We start from the raw sequence: 15,551 nt of genomic DNA, 5'->3' as shown, positions 1-15,551 counted from the left end.
GGGGAAGCCGGTGCGAATCCGGTGCCGACCCGATCCCTACGCTCTCGGCCCAGCTCGAGCGGGGGAAGACCCCATTCGAGAGGCCCCACCCGCCATGTCCGTACGCCGCCGCGCGGCAGCGCTCGCGTTCACCGCCGTGCTCTGTGGAGCGGCCGCCCCGGCCGCGGTCGCCGCGCCGAGCCCGTCCCCGTCCTCCTCCGCACCGGACCTCCCGGAGGGGCTGTACGGCACGAAGGACCCGACGTACGACGGGGTGTGGCGCCAGTCGCTGGCCTTCCTCGCCCAGAAGATCGAGCTGGTCACCCCCGCCACGAAGTCGGTGGACTGGCTCGTCGGCCAGCAGTGCGACAGCGGGGCCTTCGCCTCGTACCGCGACGCCTCCCGCCCCTGCGACGACAAGACGGTCGCCGACACCAACGCGACGGCGGCGGCGGTCCAGGCCGTGGTCGAGCTCGGGGTGCACCGCGAGGTCGTGGACAACGGGGTCGCCTGGCTCAAGTCCGTGCAGAACGACGACGGCGGCTGGGGCTACAACCCGGGCAGCCCGAGCGACGCCAACTCCACCGCCGTCGTCAACGGCGCCCTGGCCCGGGCGGGCGTACCGCTCGCCGACCTCACCAAGGCGGGCGGGAAGACTCCGTACACGGCGCTGCAGACCTTCGCGCTGCCCTGCGGCGGCGAGGACGGCGGGGCATTCGCCTACCAGCCGGACAAGACCGGCAAGCTGGCCGCGAACGCGGACGCCACGGCGGCCGCGGTGCTCGGTTCGATGGGCAAGGGCATGGCCGCGGGGAACTACAACGCGGTGAAGGCCCCCGTCTGCACGAAGGGCGACGGTCTCACCCCCGAGCAGTCCGCGCAGAACGGCGCCTCCTACCTGGCGAAGGCGCTGGCCGGGAAGGGCTATCTGGACCTGCCTCCGATGCCGGGTGCCGAGGAGTCCGACCCGCAGCCCGACTTCGGCAACACGGCCGACGCCGTCGTGGCGCTTGCGGCGGCCGGGCACAAGGACGCGGCGGCCGACTCGGTCGCGTATCTGGCGAAGCACGCCCAGGGCTGGGCGAAGGAGGGCGGCCCGGCCGCCACCGCCCAGCTGGTCCTCGCCGCCCACGCGACGGGCGCCGACGCCCGTGACTTCGGGGGCGTCGACCTGGTCCGGCAGCTCAACGCCACGGGCCCGGCGCCCGCCGCCACGGCCGTGCCCTCGCCGACCGCGACGACGCCGTCCAAGCCCGCGGACACGAGCAGCGACGACGAGGGGCTCGGCCTCTGGTGGATCATCGGCATCGGCCTCGCCTTCGGCGCGGGGATCGGATTCCTTCTCAGCGGCCGCCGGAAGAACCAGCAGCTGTGAGCCGCCCGCCGGGCAGGGCGACGCCGCTTCTCGTCGTCGCCGCCCTGCTGGTCCTGCTGGGCGCCGGGAACGCGCACGCGGCCGGCTACCGCTACTGGTCGTTCTGGGAGGGCGACGGCGGGAAGGGCTGGACGTACGCCACCCAGGGGCCGTCCTCGGTCCGGCCGGACGACGGCGCGGTGCAGGGATTCCGCTTCTCGGTGAGCGAGGACTCCCGGGACGCGGCGCAGCCGCGGCGCGCCCCGGACTTCGGGACCGTCTGCGCGGACACCCCGCAGAAGGACGGCCTCAAGCGGATCGCGCTGGTCATCGACCCGGGCACGGCGGCGGACGCGCCGGACGGGGAGCAGGCGCCGGCTCCGCGCACCGCCTGCGCCCGGGTCGCACCGGACGCGAGCACGGCGGAAGCCCTCGCCTCGGTGGCGAAGCCGCTGCGGTACGACAGCTCCGCGATGCTCTGCGCCATCTCGGGTTACCCGCGCTCCGGATGCGGTGAGCAGGTCGCCGGGCAGCCGGAGGCCGCGAAGTCCGACGGCACGGCCCCGGCACCCGCCGCGGACGGTGCGAGGGGCGCGTCCGGCGACGGCGGCCCGTCGGCGGGTGTGCTCACGGGTGTCGGTGCGGTGCTCGTCCTGGGTGTCGCCGGCGTGCTGCGGGCCCGCCGCCGCCGATGACCCGCGCCACCGGCCCGGCCCGGCTCCGCCCTGCCCTGCGCGCGCCCGCGGCGACGCGCGGCAACGCGCTTCCGGCGGGGGCCTGGTGGCTGTGGGCGCTCGGGCTGGCGACGGCCGCGTCCCGCACCACCAACCCGCTGCTGCTCGGACTGCTGGTCGGGGTGGCGGGCTACGTGGTGGCGGCGCGCCGTACGGACGCGCCGTGGGCCCGGTCGTACGGGGCGTTCATCAAGCTCGGTCTGTTCGTCGTCGCGGTGCGGCTGGTGTTCACCGTCTTCCTCGGCTCGCCCCTGCCGGGTACGCACACCCTGTTCACGGTGCCGGAGGTGCCGTTGCCCGACTGGGCGCAAGGGGTCAGGATCGGCGGCCGGGTCACTGCGGAGCAGGTGGTCTTCGCCCTGTACGAGGGCGCGAAGCTGGCCACCCTGCTCATCTGCGTCGGTGCGGCGAACTCGCTGGCCAATCCGGCCCGGCTGCTGAAGTCCCTGCCTGGCGCCCTGTACGAGGTGGGGGTCGCCGTGGTCGTCGCCATGACGTTCGCGCCGAACATGGTCGCCGACGTGGCCCGGCTGCGGACGGCCCGCAGGCTGCGCGGCCGCCCGACCGGCGGGGTCCGGGCGGTGCTCCAGATCGGGCTTCCGGTGCTGGAGGGCGCGCTGGAGCGTTCGGTGGCGGTGGCGGCGTCGATGGACGCGCGGGGGTACGGGCGCACCGCCCAGGTTCCGCCCGCCGTCCGGCGCACCACGCACGTGCTGACGCTGGGCGGGCTGCTCGGCGTGTGCGCGGGGACGTACGGACTGCTGGCCGCGCAGGGCGGGGTGCACGGGCTGCCGTTGCTGCTGGCCGGGCTGGTCGCGGCGGGGGCCGGGCTCAGGCTGGGCGGCCGCCGCACGGTCCGCACCCGCTACCGGCCGGACCGCTGGGGCCTGCGCGCCTGGCTCGTCGCGGGCTCGGGCGCGTCCGTCGCGGTGCTGATGATCTGGGCGGGTGCCGCCGACCCGGAGGCCCTGCGCCCCGGTGTCCTGCCGCTCACCGCTCCCGTGCTGCCGCTGTGGCCCGCCGCCGCCGTGCTGATCGGCCTGCTGCCCGCCGCGGTGGCACCGCTTCCCCCCTCTTCCTCGGACTCCAAGGAGCACGCATGATCCGGTTCGAGCAGGTCTCGGTGCGGTACGACGGCGCCGAGCGCCCCACCCTGTCCGGGGTGGACCTCACGATCCCCGAGGGCGAACTGGTGCTGGCCGTCGGCCCCTCCGGTGTCGGCAAGTCGACTCTGCTGGGTGCGGTGTCCGGTCTGGTGCCGCACTTCACCGGCGGGGTGCTGTCCGGCCGGGTCGTCGTGGGCGGCCGCGACACCAGCACCCACAAGCCGCGTGAACTCGCCGATCTGGTGGGCACGGTGGGCCAGGACCCGCTCGCCCACTTCGTGACGGACACCGTCGAGGACGAGCTGGCGTACGGCATGGAGTCGCTGGGCCTCGCCCCGGACGTGATGCGCCGCAGGGTCGAGGAGACGCTGGACCTGCTGGGACTCGCCGAGCTGCGCGACCGGCCGATCGCCACGCTCTCCGGAGGCCAGCGGCAACGGGTCGCGATCGGCTCGGTCCTGACCCCGCACCCCAGGGTCCTGGTCCTCGACGAGCCGACGTCGGCCCTGGACCCGGCGGCGGCCGAGGACGTGCTGGCGGTGCTCCAGCGGCTGGTGCACGACCTGGGCACGACGGTGCTGATGGCCGAGCACCGGCTGGAGCGTGTCGTCCAGTACGCGGACCAGGTCCTCCTGCTGCCCGCCCCCGGTGCCGCCCCGGTGCTGGGGGCACCCGCGGACGTCATGGCCCTCTCGCCCGTCCGTCCGCCGGTGGTGGACCTGGGCCGGCTGGTGGGCTGGGATCCGCTGCCCCTGTCGGTGCGTGACGCCCGGCGCCGTGCGGTGGACCTGCGGGAGCGGCTGGCCGACGTGGATCCGCCGGAGCGTGGGATACCGGCGGGCGCCGCCCCCGCCCCGCTGCCCGGACCGGCCGCGCCGCGCCCCGGCCTCCTCGGCCGGCTGCTCGGCCGCCGTCCGGCCCCGGCCCCCGCACCCGCTCCGGTCGCCGGCGTGGTCACCCGGGCCGAGGGGGTCGGGGTACGGCACGGGCGGGTCCAGGCACTCCGCGGGGTGACGCTGTCCGTCGCGCCCGGTGAGACCGTGGCCCTGATGGGCCGCAACGGCGCGGGCAAGTCGACCCTGCTCTCGACCCTGGTCGGGACGGTCAGGCCGAGCACGGGCTCCGTCCTCGTCGGCGGTCTCCAGCCCTCGGGCACGCCGCCCCGCGACATGGTGCGCCGGGTCGGGCTCGTACCGCAGGAACCGCGCGATCTGCTGTACGCGGACACCGTCGCCGCCGAGTGCGCGGCCGCGGACTCCGACGCGGGGGCGTCCGAGGGCAGTTGCCGCGCCCTGGTCTCCGAGCTGCTGCCCGGTGTGCCGGACGGCGTCCATCCGCGCGACCTCTCGGAGGGCCAGCGGCTCGCGCTCGCCCTCGCCCTGGTGCTCACCGCCCGCCCTCCGCTGCTCCTCCTCGACGAGCCGACACGCGGTCTGGACTACGCCGCGAAGGCGCGGCTCGTCGGCGTCCTGCGACGGCTGGCCGCGGAGGGCCATGCCATCGTCCTGGCCACCCATGACGTGGAGCTGGCGGCGGAGCTGGCGGACCGGGTGGTGATCCTCGCCGACGGTGAGGTCGTCGCCGACGGTCCGACCCGGCAGGTCGTGGTGTCCTCCCCCGCCTTCGCCCCGCAGACAGCGAAGATCCTGGCGCCGCGGCAGTGGCTGACCGTGTCCCAGGTACGCGGGGCCCTGGAGGGTCTCGCGTGACGGAACGTTCCGCCCGCCCGGTACGGCTCGGCCGGCACGCCGTCGCGGCGCTGGTCCTGGTCAGCGCGGTCGGGCTGGTCGGCTTCGGCTGGCCGCTGCTGGCGGGGGCCGACTCCGGTCTCGCGCACGCCGAGGACGCGCCGTGGCTGTTCGCCGTGCTGCTGGTGCTGCTCGTCGGCGTCGTCCTCGCGACGATCGCGGACTCCGGCCTGGACGCGAAGGCGGTGGCGATGCTGGGGGTCCTCGCCGCGGTCGGCGCGGCGCTGCGTCCGCTGGGCGCGGGGACGGCGGGCCTGGAGCCGATGTTCTTCCTGATGGTGCTGAGCGGGCGGGTCCTGGGCCCCGGTTTCGGATTCGTCCTCGGCTCGGTCACGATGTTCGCCTCGGCCCTGCTGACGGGCGGGGTCGGGCCGTGGATGCCGTTCCAGATGCTGTCGATGGGCTGGTTCACCATGGGCGCGGGCCTGCTGCCCGGCCCGGACCGGCTGCGCGGCCGGGGCGAGCTGCTGATGCTCGCGGGCTACGGCTTCGTGGCGGCGTTCGCGTACGGCACGGTGATGAACCTGTACGGCTGGACGATCGTCTCCGGGCTCGGTTCCGGCATCTCCTTCATCGCGGGCGACCCGCTGCACGAGAACCTGGTCCGCTTCCTCGCGTACTGCGCCGCCACCTCGCTCGGCTGGGACCTGGGCCGCGCCGCCCTCACCGTGGTGCTGACCCTGGCCGTCGGCCCCACGCTGCTGAGAGCTCTGCGCCGGGCCACCCGGCGCGCCGCGTTCGACGCCCGCGCCGAGTTCGAGGCCCGCGCGGACTGACCCCTCCGGCCCGGGCGTGCTGTGCGGCCGGCCGTTCGGCCCGCGTACCGGGCCCTACGCCTTGCTGCTCGCGGGGCCGGCCACCACGACCGGCCGCCCCGAGTCGTCCCCGGTGTCCCCGTCGTCCCTTGCCTCGGGCTCCGGCCTCCCGCCCGCGCCGCTGTCGGTGCCGCGGCGCGCATCCGGAAGTGCCTGGAGCCTGCGCGGCCCCGCCAGGACGTACGTCAGCCCGAAGCCGGCCGCCACGACGGCGCCGCCGCCGACCGCGTCCAGCACCCAGTGGTTGCCCGTGGCGACGATGGCGGAGACCGTGAACAACGGGTGCAGCAGCCCCAGGACCTTCATCCAGAGCTTCGGCGCGAGCAGCAGGATCACCAGACCGCACCACAGCGACCAGCCGAAGTGCAGGGACGGCATCGCCGCGTACTGGTTGGTCACCGCGGTCAGCGCCCCGAAGTCGGGGCTGTCGAGGTCCTGCACGCCGTGCACCGTGTCGATGAAGCCGAGGCCGGGCATGAGCCGTGGGGGTGCCAGCGGGTAGAGCCAGAAGCCGAGGAGGGCGAGGACCGTGGCGAAACCGATGGTGGTGCGGGCCCAGCGGTAGTCGGAGGGTCTGCGCACGTACAGCACGCCGAGGATCGCGAGCGGCACGATGAAGTGGAACGTCGAGTAGTAGTAGTCGAAGAAGTCGCGCAGCCAGGGGATGCCGACGACGGTGTGGTTCGCCCAGTGCTCGATGTCGATGTGCAGCCACTGCTCGGCGGAGTGGATCTGCCGGCCGTGCTCCTCGGCGGCGGAACGCCCGGCGGTCGCCGCCAGCCGGACCTTCGCGTAGGCGGAGTAGACGACCCGGATGAGCAGGAGTTCCAGCAGCAGGTTGGGGCGGCTGAGCACCCGGCGCCACAGGGGCACCAGCGGCACCCACGCGAATCGCGCCGGCACGGGCTTCGCGTAGTCCGTGGGGACCGGCTGCCGCCAGTGGGGCGAGGTGCGGGACAGGAAGGGCACCGCGCAGGCCGCGGCGAGCGCGGCGACGAGCAGCACGTTGTCGCGCACCGGGAGGACCACGCCGACGTTCGGCAGGAGCATCTTCCCCGGCAGGGTGAGTACGAGCACCACGACCGCCGGCCAGACCAGCCGGTCCGAGGCCCGGGTGCCGACGCGGCCGACGACGGCGAGCAGCACCCAGAGCAGTTGGTGCTGCCAGGCGGTGGGCGACACGGCGACGGCGACGCAGCCCGTGACCGCGACGGCCAGGAGCAGCTGCCCGTCCCGGGCGTAGCGGGCCGCGCGGCGCAGTCCGAGGACGACGACGACGGCGGCGAGGACCAGGAACAGGGCGATCTCCAGCGGCCCCTGGAGCCCGAAGCGCAGCAACGCGCCGTGCAGGGACTGGTTGGCCAGGCTGTCCGGCCGTTCGCCGAGTCCGGCACCCGCGAGGTGGTGCACCCAGTACGCCCACGAGTCACGCGGCATCATCGCCCAGGCCAGCGCCGTGCAGACGACGAACGTGACACCGCCGCCCACGGCCGCCCGGCGTCTTCCGGTGAGCCAGAACAGGGCGGCGAACAGCAGGACTGCGGGCTGGAGGGCGGCTGCGACACCGGTCAGCACACCGGGAAGACGCTCACCGCGTACCGCGAAACAGGCGAGCAGCACCAGCAGGACGGGCAGGATGCTGGTCTGGCCCAGGTGCAGCGTGTTGCGGACGGGCAGCGACACCATCAGCAGGGTGATCGCGACGGGCGCCGCGAGGAACGCGGTGCGCCTGCTCACGGGTGCGGGCAGGGCGCGCACGGCGACGAAGCCGAGCAGCACGACGAGCAGCAGGGAGCCGAAGGTCCAGACGACGCCGAGGGCCTGTTCGGCCGAGACCGTCAGCGGCTTCAGCACCAGTCCGGCGAACGGTGTGCCGGTGAAGCGGCCCGGGTCGTAGAGCGACCCCGCGATGTGCAGGACCCCGGTCGCCCCGGTCCAGGTCTCCAGGTCGGTGAGGCGTTCGCCGGGCGGGCGGCGCAGCACCACCGCCACCTGCCGTACCGCCAGGACCCCCACGAGCAGCCAGAGGACGGCCCTGACCACCGCGGCCCTCGCTCCGGGATCCCCCGCCGCGTCCCCCCGCACACTGCGCTCCACATCTGTCACGCTGCGCCGACCCTCCCGTTTCCGTGCACTGTCCCCTCGGCCCGGGTTTGTGCGGATGAAGCCTCGCATTGCCCGATGAGATAGACACAACCAACCCTGTCTTCGCCTGACTGTCACCATCGATTTACCGAAACAATGCCCGGATACCGTCGGGCGGCCCGCCGGGGGCCTGCCGACGCACCGCCACCGTTCCGCCCGGGTCAGCCCTCCCGGTCCTCGAAGAGGGGGGCGTCCGCCTGCCATCCCGCGAAGAGGGGGACGTCCGAGGAACCGTCCAGGACCACGACGCCGAAGGGCCGGTCGAAGGCGATGTGCCGCACCACCCGGGGCGGTACGGCAAGGCCCCGCATCGCCACGACCGTGACCGCCGCGGCCTCCACACCCTTCTCGGCGATCTTCACGACCGCTCCCTGGACCACCTCGGAGATGTGGAGAGGACAGGGCGACAGGCCGGAGAAGTCGGCTGCGACGGCGTCGGTCGCGAGCCGCACGCCCAGTGCGGGCAGCTGGTCCGTGACGGGAATCCTTGTCCGCAGGGTGAACCGGGGCAACGCGACGGTCACCACGTCGGTCTTTCCCCGGGTGCGCGACCCGGCGGCGGCCCACGCCCTCGGCAGTACCTCGGCCGCCCCTTCGCCCGGCTCACCGAGGACGAACCTGACCCGCGCCGGTGCGGCACCGTCCGGCTCGGCCCGGCAGCGCAGTTCGACGACGTACCCGCCCGGCACCGTCCACACGTCGGCGAGCGGGACCGACGTGTGCATCGTCGCCACCGGACTGCTCGTGCCGGCCGCGTCGGTGAAGTCCGCGTCGCGGGTGCGGCCCCTGTCGAAGGGCTTCTCCCAGAGCGCCTCGAGCGCGAGCACGTTGACCAGGACGAGCGCCATGCCGCCGTCGATGTCCAGCGGCAGCTTCTCGATCAGGCCGCCGGTCCGCTCGCGGACCCACGCGTCGGCCTCCACGGCGTCCACGGGACCGAAGGCGACGTCGGGCAGCGACCGTTCGTAGTCCGGGTGGACCGGCGCGCCGTTCCACACCCGGGTCGCCGCCCGCAGTGCCGCGGTGCGCGTCCAGTCCCTGGCCGCCTCCGTCACCACGGCCGCGGCTTCCTGCCCGGCCACCCCGAGCAGTGCGCGCAGCTCCGCGGCCGTCGCGCCTCGGGCGCCCGCGGCGACGGCCGTGAGGGCCAGCCACAGTCCGGCGGGCGAGCACACGAAGCTGCCGCCGGGCTGCGTGAGCTCCCGTGTCCACTGCTCCCCGAGCCGCTGGACCGCTGCCTCCGGGCCGGTTTCCCGCTCCATCGTTTCCTCCTGCACGTAAAGGGTTCGTACCCCCGCACCGTCCCGGACAGAATGGACCGATGACGTGGACCGTGACCTCCGAACACTTCGGCAGCCCCGAGGCGACCGTGCTGCGGCGCGACTACTACGACGAGGTGGCGAGCCGGTACTGGGGCCGCCCGGCGACCACGGCGGAGATCGACGACGGGCTGCGGGACGACGGGGTCGAGCGGCTCGCACCACCCACCGGGGAGTTCCTGGTGGGGCGGTACGAAGGCGAGCCGGCGAGCTGCGCGGGCCTGCGGCTGGTCGACGCGGTGACGGCGGAGCTGACCCGGGTGTTCGTCCGGCCCGCCTTCCGCTCGACGGGCGGTGGCGGCCTGCTGCTCGCGGGCATCGAGAGCGCGGCACGGGCCTACGGGGTGAGGTCGATCCGGCTGGACACCCGCGACGACCTGGTCGAGGCGCGCGGACTGTACGCGAAGCACGGGTACCGGGAGGTCCCGGCGTTCAACCAGGGGCCGTACGCGGAGCACTGGCTGGCGAAGGAGCTCTGAACCGCCGTACGGCCGGCGGGTCAGCCGACCGAGTGGTCGCGGCGGGGTTCGGGCATGTGAGGCCGCTCCCTGCTCGACCCGCTCACCTCGGCCGACAGCTCCGTCACGAGGCGGACCAGGTCGGTGGGCCGGTCCGGACCCCACCAGTCGCCCAGCAGCTCGGCCAGTGAGTCCTCCCGGGCCCGGGACAGCCTGACCACGGCCTCGGCTCCTCGTTCGGTGAGCACCAGTTGCATGCCCTCGCGCCGGGCGTAGCCGAGTCCTTCGATCTGGCGGGCGGCGGAGGTGATGACCCTGAGGGGCACGGGGGCGACCTCGGCGAGCCTGCCGGGTTCGACGGTGCCGTGCCGTTTGATGCGCAGCAGCAGCCAGCTGGAGGCGGGCTGGAGGTCGTACCCGGCCCTCTCGGTGATCTTCTCGTAGATCTCCCGGCGTCCCTCGCGGGTGGCGAGCACCGACAGGGCGCGGGCGCACTCGTCGTACGAGGAGCGCTGGACCGGGTTGGGGGCCAGCGTCTCGCTGGAGTCGGGCGCCGTCACCGATCCGCGCAGGGGTTCCTCCTTGAGGAACCAGGCGAGGGCGAACGCGACGAGGACGACGGGTGCCGCGTAGAGGAAGACGTCGGTGATCGAGGTCGAGTAGGCGCTGAGCACCGAGGGCCGCAGGTCCGCGGGGAGCCGGCCGATGGCGCGGGGGTCGGCGGCCAGCGCCCCGGCGTCCACGCCGGAGGGGAGCGGGCGGCCGCTGAGCGCGTCCTCGAGTTTGCCGGTCAGCCGGTTGGTGAAGACGGTGCCGAAGACGGCCACGCCGAACGAGGCTCCGATGGACCGGAAGAAGGTCGCCCCGGAGGTGGCGACGCCGAGGTCCTCGTAGCCGACGGAGTTCTGCACGATCAGCACGAGCACCTGCATCACCAGACCGAGTCCGGCGCCGAAGACGAAGAAGCAGAGGCTCATCGTCCAGGTGGAGCTGGTTTCGGAGAGGGTGTGGAGCAGCAGCAGACCGATGGTGGTGAGGGCCGTGCCGGCGATCGGGAAGACCTTCCAGCGGCCGGTCCGGCTCACGATCTGGCCGGAGCCGGTCGAGGTGAGCAGCAGCCCGAGGACCATCGGCAGCATGTGTACGCCGGACAGGGTCGGGCTGATGCCGTGCACGACCTGGAGGAAGGTCGGCAGATAGGTCATGGCGCCGAACATGGCGAAGCCGATGACGAAGCTGATGACGGCGACGAGGCTGAAGGTCCGTCGGTGGAAGAGCCTCAGCGGCAGCACCGGTTCGGCCGCACGCCGCTCGGCCGCGACGAACGCCACGAGCAGCACCACGGCGAGGACCGCGAGGGCGATGATCTGCACGGAACCCCAGGCCCAGGTGGTGCCGCCGAGCGACGCGACGAGGACCAGGCAGGTGGCGACGGAGGCGATGAGGAAGGTGCCCAGGTAGTCGATGCGGTGCTTGGTGCGGCGGACCGGGATGTGCAGGGCCGTCGCGATGACGAGCAGCGCGACGACACCGATGGGGAGGTTGATGTAGAAGACCCAGCGCCAGCTGAGGTGCTCGGTGAAGAAGCCGCCGAGGAGCGGCCCCAGCACGCTGGTCATGCCGAAGACGGCACCGAAGAGGCCCTGGTACTTGCCTCGTTCGCGCGGGGTGACGATGTCGCCGACGATCGCCATCGACAGCACCATCAGACCGCCGCCGCCGAGGCCCTGGAGAGCGCGGAAGCCGATCAGCTGCGGCATGTTCTGGGCCATGCCGCAGAGCGCGGAACCGACGAGGAAGATGACGATGGCCGTCTGGAAGAGCTTCTTGCGCCCGTACTGGTCGCCGAGCTTGCCCCACAGCGGGGTGGCCGCGGTCGCGGCCAGCAGGTAGGCGGTCACCACCCACGAGAGATGGTCCAGGCCGCCCAGTTCGCTGACGATCGTGGGCAGGGCGGTGGACACGATGGTCTGGTCGAGTGCGGCGAGCAGCATGCCGAGGAGCAGTGCGCCGATGGAGACCAGGATGTTCCGCCGGGACCGCCCGCCACCTGCCGCAAGAGGTGGCGGGCTCAGCTGCTGGGCCATGAGCATCTCCTCGGGTCCGCTTGCCCCCCATCCTTGCCGCTCTGTGTCGTTATGGCCTGCCGAGCGGCGCTACGCGCGTTGGGGTTCCCCGCGGCGGCCTGCATAATCGCAGGCAGTTCAAAGGGGAGGGGAACCCACGATGACCGGACATATATGCCCGGAGTGCGGTGGCGAGCGGAGCGCGAGACCCGGGGCGGGGTGTGCCTGCGGAGCCGGTCCGGACACGCGGCCCGGACGGGAGGCCCGTTCGGCGGAGATGGCGGCGGCCGAGGATTTCGACCCGCTGCGGATCCGGCCGTACGTGACGCTGCACAGCGAGGACGCCCAAGACCACGGAGCTCCCGACGCGGCTACGACGATGCCGCTGTTCCTGGACGGTGCGCCGGGCCGGGAGCCGGGCGCACACGGGTCGGCGCCGGGTGCCCGGCCGGGCGCCACCGCGGCGGACGAGAACCGCCGCCGGAGCGCCGCGGCCTATGCGGGTGGCGGGCCCGATCCCGTGCAGCCGCGGCGGCGGAGGCCGTTCGTGGTGGTCGCCGCGGGGGCGGCGGTGGCCGCGGTGGTGGGTACGGCGGCTTTCGCGGGCGGCCTGTTCGACGACCGGGACGAACGCGAGGCCGCACTGCCCGAGGCCACGACGAGCGTGCCGGACATGGGCGAGGAGCCCGCCGCGTCCGTGTCGGAGTCCCCTTCGGCCTCCGCCTCCCCCACACCGTCGCGGTCTGCTTCCGCTTCGGCGTCGGCGTCGGCATCACCTTCGGAGTCACCCTCCCCGTCGCAGAGCGCGTCGGCGTCGCCGTCGGCCTCGGCTCCGCGTTCACCGTCGCCTTCCGCCGCCGCGACGAAGGACCCCGGCACGGCACCGGTGGCGCCTCCCGCCGAGGAGGTGTCCGGGGCGACGCTGCGACGGGGCGACAGCGGCGCGGAGGTGGCGGAGCTCCAGCGCCGGCTGCAGGAGATCTGGGTGTACCGGGGTCCCGACAACGGCGACTACTCGGCACAGGTGGAGCAGGCCGTCGCCGAGTACCAGCGGTGGGTGTCGGTCCGGAACGACCCGCCGGGCGTCTACGGGCCGGAGACCCGCAGCGCCCTGGAGTCGCAGACGAGCGGCCGGGGACACCGGCCCTGAGGACGCCTCCGCGTCGCTCCTCCTCGTCCGCCGAGGGCGCCGGTCCGTCACCCCGCCCCGGCACCGGGACCGACAGAGGCATCGGCGCCGGATTGGCGTTTCGGCGACGGTTTTTGTATCGTGGTGGAACAAAGTAGCCTCCGCTCGTTCTCCCTGACCGGCGGGCGGGGCTACTTGTTTTTTCTTCACCGCAGCTACGAGCTGTCCCCACGCGCTCTGTAGCACGCCCATGCCGGCCACCGTCCTCGAAGCCCGCGCCCTCCTGCTGGACATGGACGGCACCCTCGTCAATTCCGACGCGGTGGTGGAACGCTGCTGGCGCCGCTGGGCGACCGCGCAGGGGCTCGACCCCGTGGCCGCCCTCGAGGTGGTCCACGGCCGTCAGGGTTACGCCACGATGGCCGCCCTGCTGCCGGACCGCCCGATGGAGCAGAACTACGCGGAGAACCGGATCATGCTCGCCGAGGAGACCGCGGACACGGAAGGCGTCGTACCCGTCGGCGGGGCCCCCGCCTTCATGGCCTCCATCGCGGCTCTCCCCCACGCCCTCGTGACCTCGGCCGACGAGGCGCTCGCACAGGCGCGGATGACGGCGGCGGCCCTGCCGATGCCGGAGACCCGCGTCACCGCCGAGATGGTGGGCGCCAGCAAGCCGGACCCGGAGGGCTTCCTCAAGGGCGCGGCCGAACTCGGCTTCGACCCGGCGGACTGCATCGTGTTCGAGGACTCCGAGGCGGGCATCGCGGCGGGCCGGGCGGCCGGCATGCGCGTCGTGGGCGTCGGCCCGCGCGCCGCCGCGCTCGCGCCCGACGTCCATGTCGAGGACCTGACACAGCTCCGGGTGGAAGCGTGCGCGGACGGTTCGATTCGCCTGCTCGTCGACGCCGCGTGAGACACGCCTCTCTTCACCCGTGAGACGCGTCCCTTCTCCCGTATGAGACGCGTCCCCCCTTCCCGCGTGACGGGCCCGGCCACCCCGCAGCGGCGAGTGGGCGGCCCCGCCTCAGCTCCGGCGCAGCAGTCCCCGCGCGACGAGTTCCAGCACGAGTGCGACCGCCACGACCTGCACCGCCATCAGTGCCACCAGGACGAACAGCTGGACGGCGCCCGCCTCCACGGGTGAGGCGCCGCCCAGCAGCATGCCCACGAACGCCCCCGGCAGCGTGACGAGCCCCACGGTCCGGGTCTGGTCCAGCCCCGGCAGCAGCGCGTCCGCCGCCGCGGGGCGGGCGATCTCCAGCCGGGCGTCCCGGTCGAGCAGCCCGAGCGCCATCCCGGCTTCCACCTCCCCCCACCGCGTCCCGAGCTCGTCCAGCGCGCGCCGCCCGCCGAGGACGGTCGCGGTGAGGGCGCCCCCGATGAGGATTCCCGTGACCGGGATCAGCGTGATACCGCGCAGCGGGAGCAGTCCGGTGAGCAGCAGCGCCACGACGACGGGCACGACGCCCGCACCGATCGGGAGCGCCGCCCACCACCAGGTGCGGTTGGGGGTGACCCGCCGTCCCGCGGTACGCACCGCGACCGCGAACATCATCGCCAGGAAGCCCAGCAGGGGCCCCAGGGAGTGCACCACCCAGCCGATGAGCAGGGAGACGGCCGCCAGTTGGACCGCCGCCCGGAGCCCGGCGACGACGATCTCCCGGGACCGGCCCAGCGAGGCCCACGCGGCGACGGCCGCGGTGCACACCAGGAGGACGGCGAGCACGAGACCGAGCGTGGGAGTGACGGGAAACAGCACCGGGCCACCCTAGGGCCGCCCTTGATGCACCTGGAACGCGTCCCGGAACGGCCCATTCGTCAACCCCGTTCCTCGAACACCTTTCGGACGGGACGTCAGACCGACCGTCCAAACCCTTGATGTGACGTGCGCATGTCGTCACTCTGTTACCTGGCGACCACCCCACCGAAACCCGGCGCCGCCACGATGGCCTGGCTCCGCAGGTCGCCCGCGCAACAGCCCCCCACGTCAAGGGAGTTCACATGTCAGGTATCTACGCGCGTCGCATAGCCGTCGTCGCCGCCTCCGCCGCGCTCGCCGCCACGACCGGGCTCCTCACGGCTCCGACCGCCCAGGCCGCGATGCCCACCCCGGTCAGCGCATCGACCGCCCGTACGTATCTGGGGCAGCTCACCGTCTCCACCGAGGGCTCCTCGTCCGGCTACAGCCGTGACAAGTTCCCCCACTGGATCACCCAGTCGGGAGCCTGCAACACCCGCGAGGTGGTGCTGAAGCGTGACGGCACCGGCGTCGTGCAGGACTCCTCCTGCGCCGCGACCAGCGGCAGCTGGTACTCCGAGTACGACGGAGCCACCTGGACCGCCGCGTCCGACCTGGACATCGACCACATGGTCCCGCTCGCCGAGGCCTGGCGCTCCGGGGCCAGCGGCTGGACGACCGCCCAGCGGCAGTCCTTCGCCAACGACCTGACCCGCCCTCAGCTCATCGCGGTCACCGACAACGTCAACCAGTCCAAGAGCGACCAGGACCCGGGCGAGTGGCTCCCCTCGCGCACCGCCTACCGCTGCACCTACGCCCGCGCCTGGGTGCACGTGAAGCACTACTACGGCCTCAGTGTCGACTCCACCGAGAAGAGCGCCCTCCAGTCGGTCCTGAACGGCTGCTGACACCCTCCCGCCACGCCGGAACCACCCGCCCTCCTCCGTCGTTCCGTACCCT

Annotated in this window: 13 protein-coding genes; 9 read left to right on the top strand and 4 right to left on the bottom strand. The window is 73.6% G+C overall.

Translation table 11 applies throughout. The annotated features are described in order from the left end of the window. The first annotated feature begins 94 nt into the window (after nt 1-94). From IA22_RS0103250 to IA22_RS0103230, 5 genes are read left to right on the top strand one after another with little or no spacing between them, the layout of a single operon-like run. Complete coding sequence (locus tag IA22_RS0103250) at nt 95-1,354, top strand: prenyltransferase/squalene oxidase repeat-containing protein (protein ID WP_015576992.1); 1,260 nt, start codon at nt 95-97, stop codon at nt 1,352-1,354. After that, complete coding sequence (locus tag IA22_RS0103245; protein WP_030122681.1) at nt 1,351-2,028, top strand: SCO2322 family protein; 678 nt, start codon at nt 1,351-1,353, stop codon at nt 2,026-2,028. The genes IA22_RS0103250 and IA22_RS0103245 overlap by 4 nt, the downstream gene beginning before the upstream one ends. After that, the gene (locus tag IA22_RS0103240) at nt 2,025-3,170 is read left to right on the top strand and encodes a CbiQ family ECF transporter T component (RefSeq protein ID WP_030122680.1); all 1,146 of its coding nucleotides are present in this window, start codon (nt 2,025-2,027) and stop codon (nt 3,168-3,170) included. Before IA22_RS0103245 ends, IA22_RS0103240 begins: the two co-directional genes overlap by 4 nt. Then, nucleotides 3,167-4,882, top strand: coding sequence for an ABC transporter ATP-binding protein (locus IA22_RS0103235; RefSeq protein ID WP_030122679.1), 1,716 nt, complete (start codon nt 3,167-3,169; stop codon nt 4,880-4,882). The genes IA22_RS0103240 and IA22_RS0103235 overlap by 4 nt, the downstream gene beginning before the upstream one ends. Beyond that, nucleotides 4,879-5,697 (top strand): ECF transporter S component, encoded by an 819-nt coding sequence (locus IA22_RS0103230; protein ID WP_014156510.1) that lies wholly within the window; start codon nt 4,879-4,881, stop codon nt 5,695-5,697. Before IA22_RS0103235 ends, IA22_RS0103230 begins: the two co-directional genes overlap by 4 nt. 54 nt (nt 5,698-5,751) lie before the next feature. On the opposite strand, the gene IA22_RS0103225 is transcribed toward IA22_RS0103230, so the two are convergent. Then, a complete protein-coding gene (locus IA22_RS0103225; RefSeq protein WP_038271661.1) occupies nt 5,752-7,842 on the bottom strand; it encodes a bifunctional glycosyltransferase 87/phosphatase PAP2 family protein in 2,091 nt (696 codons plus the stop codon). Between the two features lie 200 nt (nt 7,843-8,042). Then, entirely contained in the window at nt 8,043-9,143 is a 1,101-nt protein-coding gene (locus IA22_RS0103220; protein ID WP_030122677.1) for a serpin family protein, read from the bottom strand. 59 nt (nt 9,144-9,202) lie between these two features. Here IA22_RS0103220 and IA22_RS0103215 point away from each other — a divergent pair, with 59 nt between their 5' ends. Beyond that, the gene (locus IA22_RS0103215; protein WP_030122676.1) at nt 9,203-9,679 is read left to right on the top strand and encodes a GNAT family N-acetyltransferase; all 477 of its coding nucleotides are present in this window, start codon (nt 9,203-9,205) and stop codon (nt 9,677-9,679) included. Nucleotides 9,680-9,699: 20 nt separating this feature from the next. On the opposite strand, the gene IA22_RS0103210 is transcribed toward IA22_RS0103215, so the two are convergent. Then, the gene (locus IA22_RS0103210; protein WP_030122675.1) at nt 9,700-11,745 is read right to left on the bottom strand and encodes an MDR family MFS transporter; all 2,046 of its coding nucleotides are present in this window, start codon (nt 11,743-11,745) and stop codon (nt 9,700-9,702) included. 139 nt (nt 11,746-11,884) lie between these two features. Here IA22_RS0103210 and IA22_RS0103205 point away from each other — a divergent pair, with 139 nt between their 5' ends. Beyond that, complete coding sequence (locus IA22_RS0103205) at nt 11,885-12,874, top strand: peptidoglycan-binding domain-containing protein (RefSeq protein WP_030122674.1); 990 nt, start codon at nt 11,885-11,887, stop codon at nt 12,872-12,874. 229 nt (nt 12,875-13,103) lie between these two features. Continuing rightward, nucleotides 13,104-13,766, top strand: a complete 663-nt coding sequence (locus IA22_RS0103200; RefSeq protein ID WP_030122673.1) for an HAD-IA family hydrolase — start codon at nt 13,104-13,106, stop codon at nt 13,764-13,766. Nucleotides 13,767-13,877: 111 nt separating this feature from the next. On the opposite strand, the gene IA22_RS0103195 is transcribed toward IA22_RS0103200, so the two are convergent. Continuing rightward, complete coding sequence (locus IA22_RS0103195) at nt 13,878-14,612, bottom strand: ABC transporter permease (RefSeq protein WP_030122672.1); 735 nt, start codon at nt 14,610-14,612, stop codon at nt 13,878-13,880. A gap of 242 nt (nt 14,613-14,854) precedes the next feature. Between IA22_RS0103195 and IA22_RS0103190 the strand changes: the two genes are divergently transcribed. Further along, a complete protein-coding gene (locus tag IA22_RS0103190) occupies nt 14,855-15,499 on the top strand; it encodes an HNH endonuclease family protein (RefSeq protein WP_014156502.1) in 645 nt (214 codons plus the stop codon). Nucleotides 15,500-15,551: the final 52 nt, after the last annotated feature.

The sequence above is a fragment of the Kitasatospora papulosa genome, from assembly GCF_000717245.1.
In the GTDB taxonomy this organism is placed as follows: Bacteria; Actinomycetota; Actinomycetes; order Streptomycetales; family Streptomycetaceae; genus Streptomyces; species Streptomyces papulosus.
The sequence above is the reverse complement of the archived record's forward strand: the minus strand, read 5'-3'. Positions and strand labels throughout refer to the sequence as shown.

Excerpts from the sequence above, each read along its gene's own strand:
- IA22_RS0103250 (WP_015576992.1), top strand. The coding sequence starts at position 95 with ATGTCCGTACGCCGCCGCGCGGCAGCGCTCGCGTTCACCGCCGTGCTC.
- IA22_RS0103240 (WP_030122680.1), top strand. The coding sequence starts at position 2,025 with ATGACCCGCGCCACCGGCCCGGCCCGGCTCCGCCCTGCCCTGCGCGCG.
- IA22_RS0103235 (WP_030122679.1), top strand. The coding sequence starts at position 3,167 with ATGATCCGGTTCGAGCAGGTCTCGGTGCGGTACGACGGCGCCGAGCGC.
- IA22_RS0103220 (WP_030122677.1), bottom strand. The coding sequence starts at position 9,143 with ATGGAGCGGGAAACCGGCCCGGAGGCAGCGGTCCAGCGGCTCGGGGAG.
- IA22_RS0103215 (WP_030122676.1), top strand. The coding sequence starts at position 9,203 with ATGACGTGGACCGTGACCTCCGAACACTTCGGCAGCCCCGAGGCGACC.
- IA22_RS0103210 (WP_030122675.1), bottom strand. The coding sequence starts at position 11,745 with ATGGCCCAGCAGCTGAGCCCGCCACCTCTTGCGGCAGGTGGCGGGCGG.
- IA22_RS0103205 (WP_030122674.1), top strand. The coding sequence starts at position 11,885 with ATGACCGGACATATATGCCCGGAGTGCGGTGGCGAGCGGAGCGCGAGA.
- IA22_RS0103200 (WP_030122673.1), top strand. The coding sequence starts at position 13,104 with ATGCCGGCCACCGTCCTCGAAGCCCGCGCCCTCCTGCTGGACATGGAC.
- IA22_RS0103190 (WP_014156502.1), top strand. The coding sequence starts at position 14,855 with ATGTCAGGTATCTACGCGCGTCGCATAGCCGTCGTCGCCGCCTCCGCC.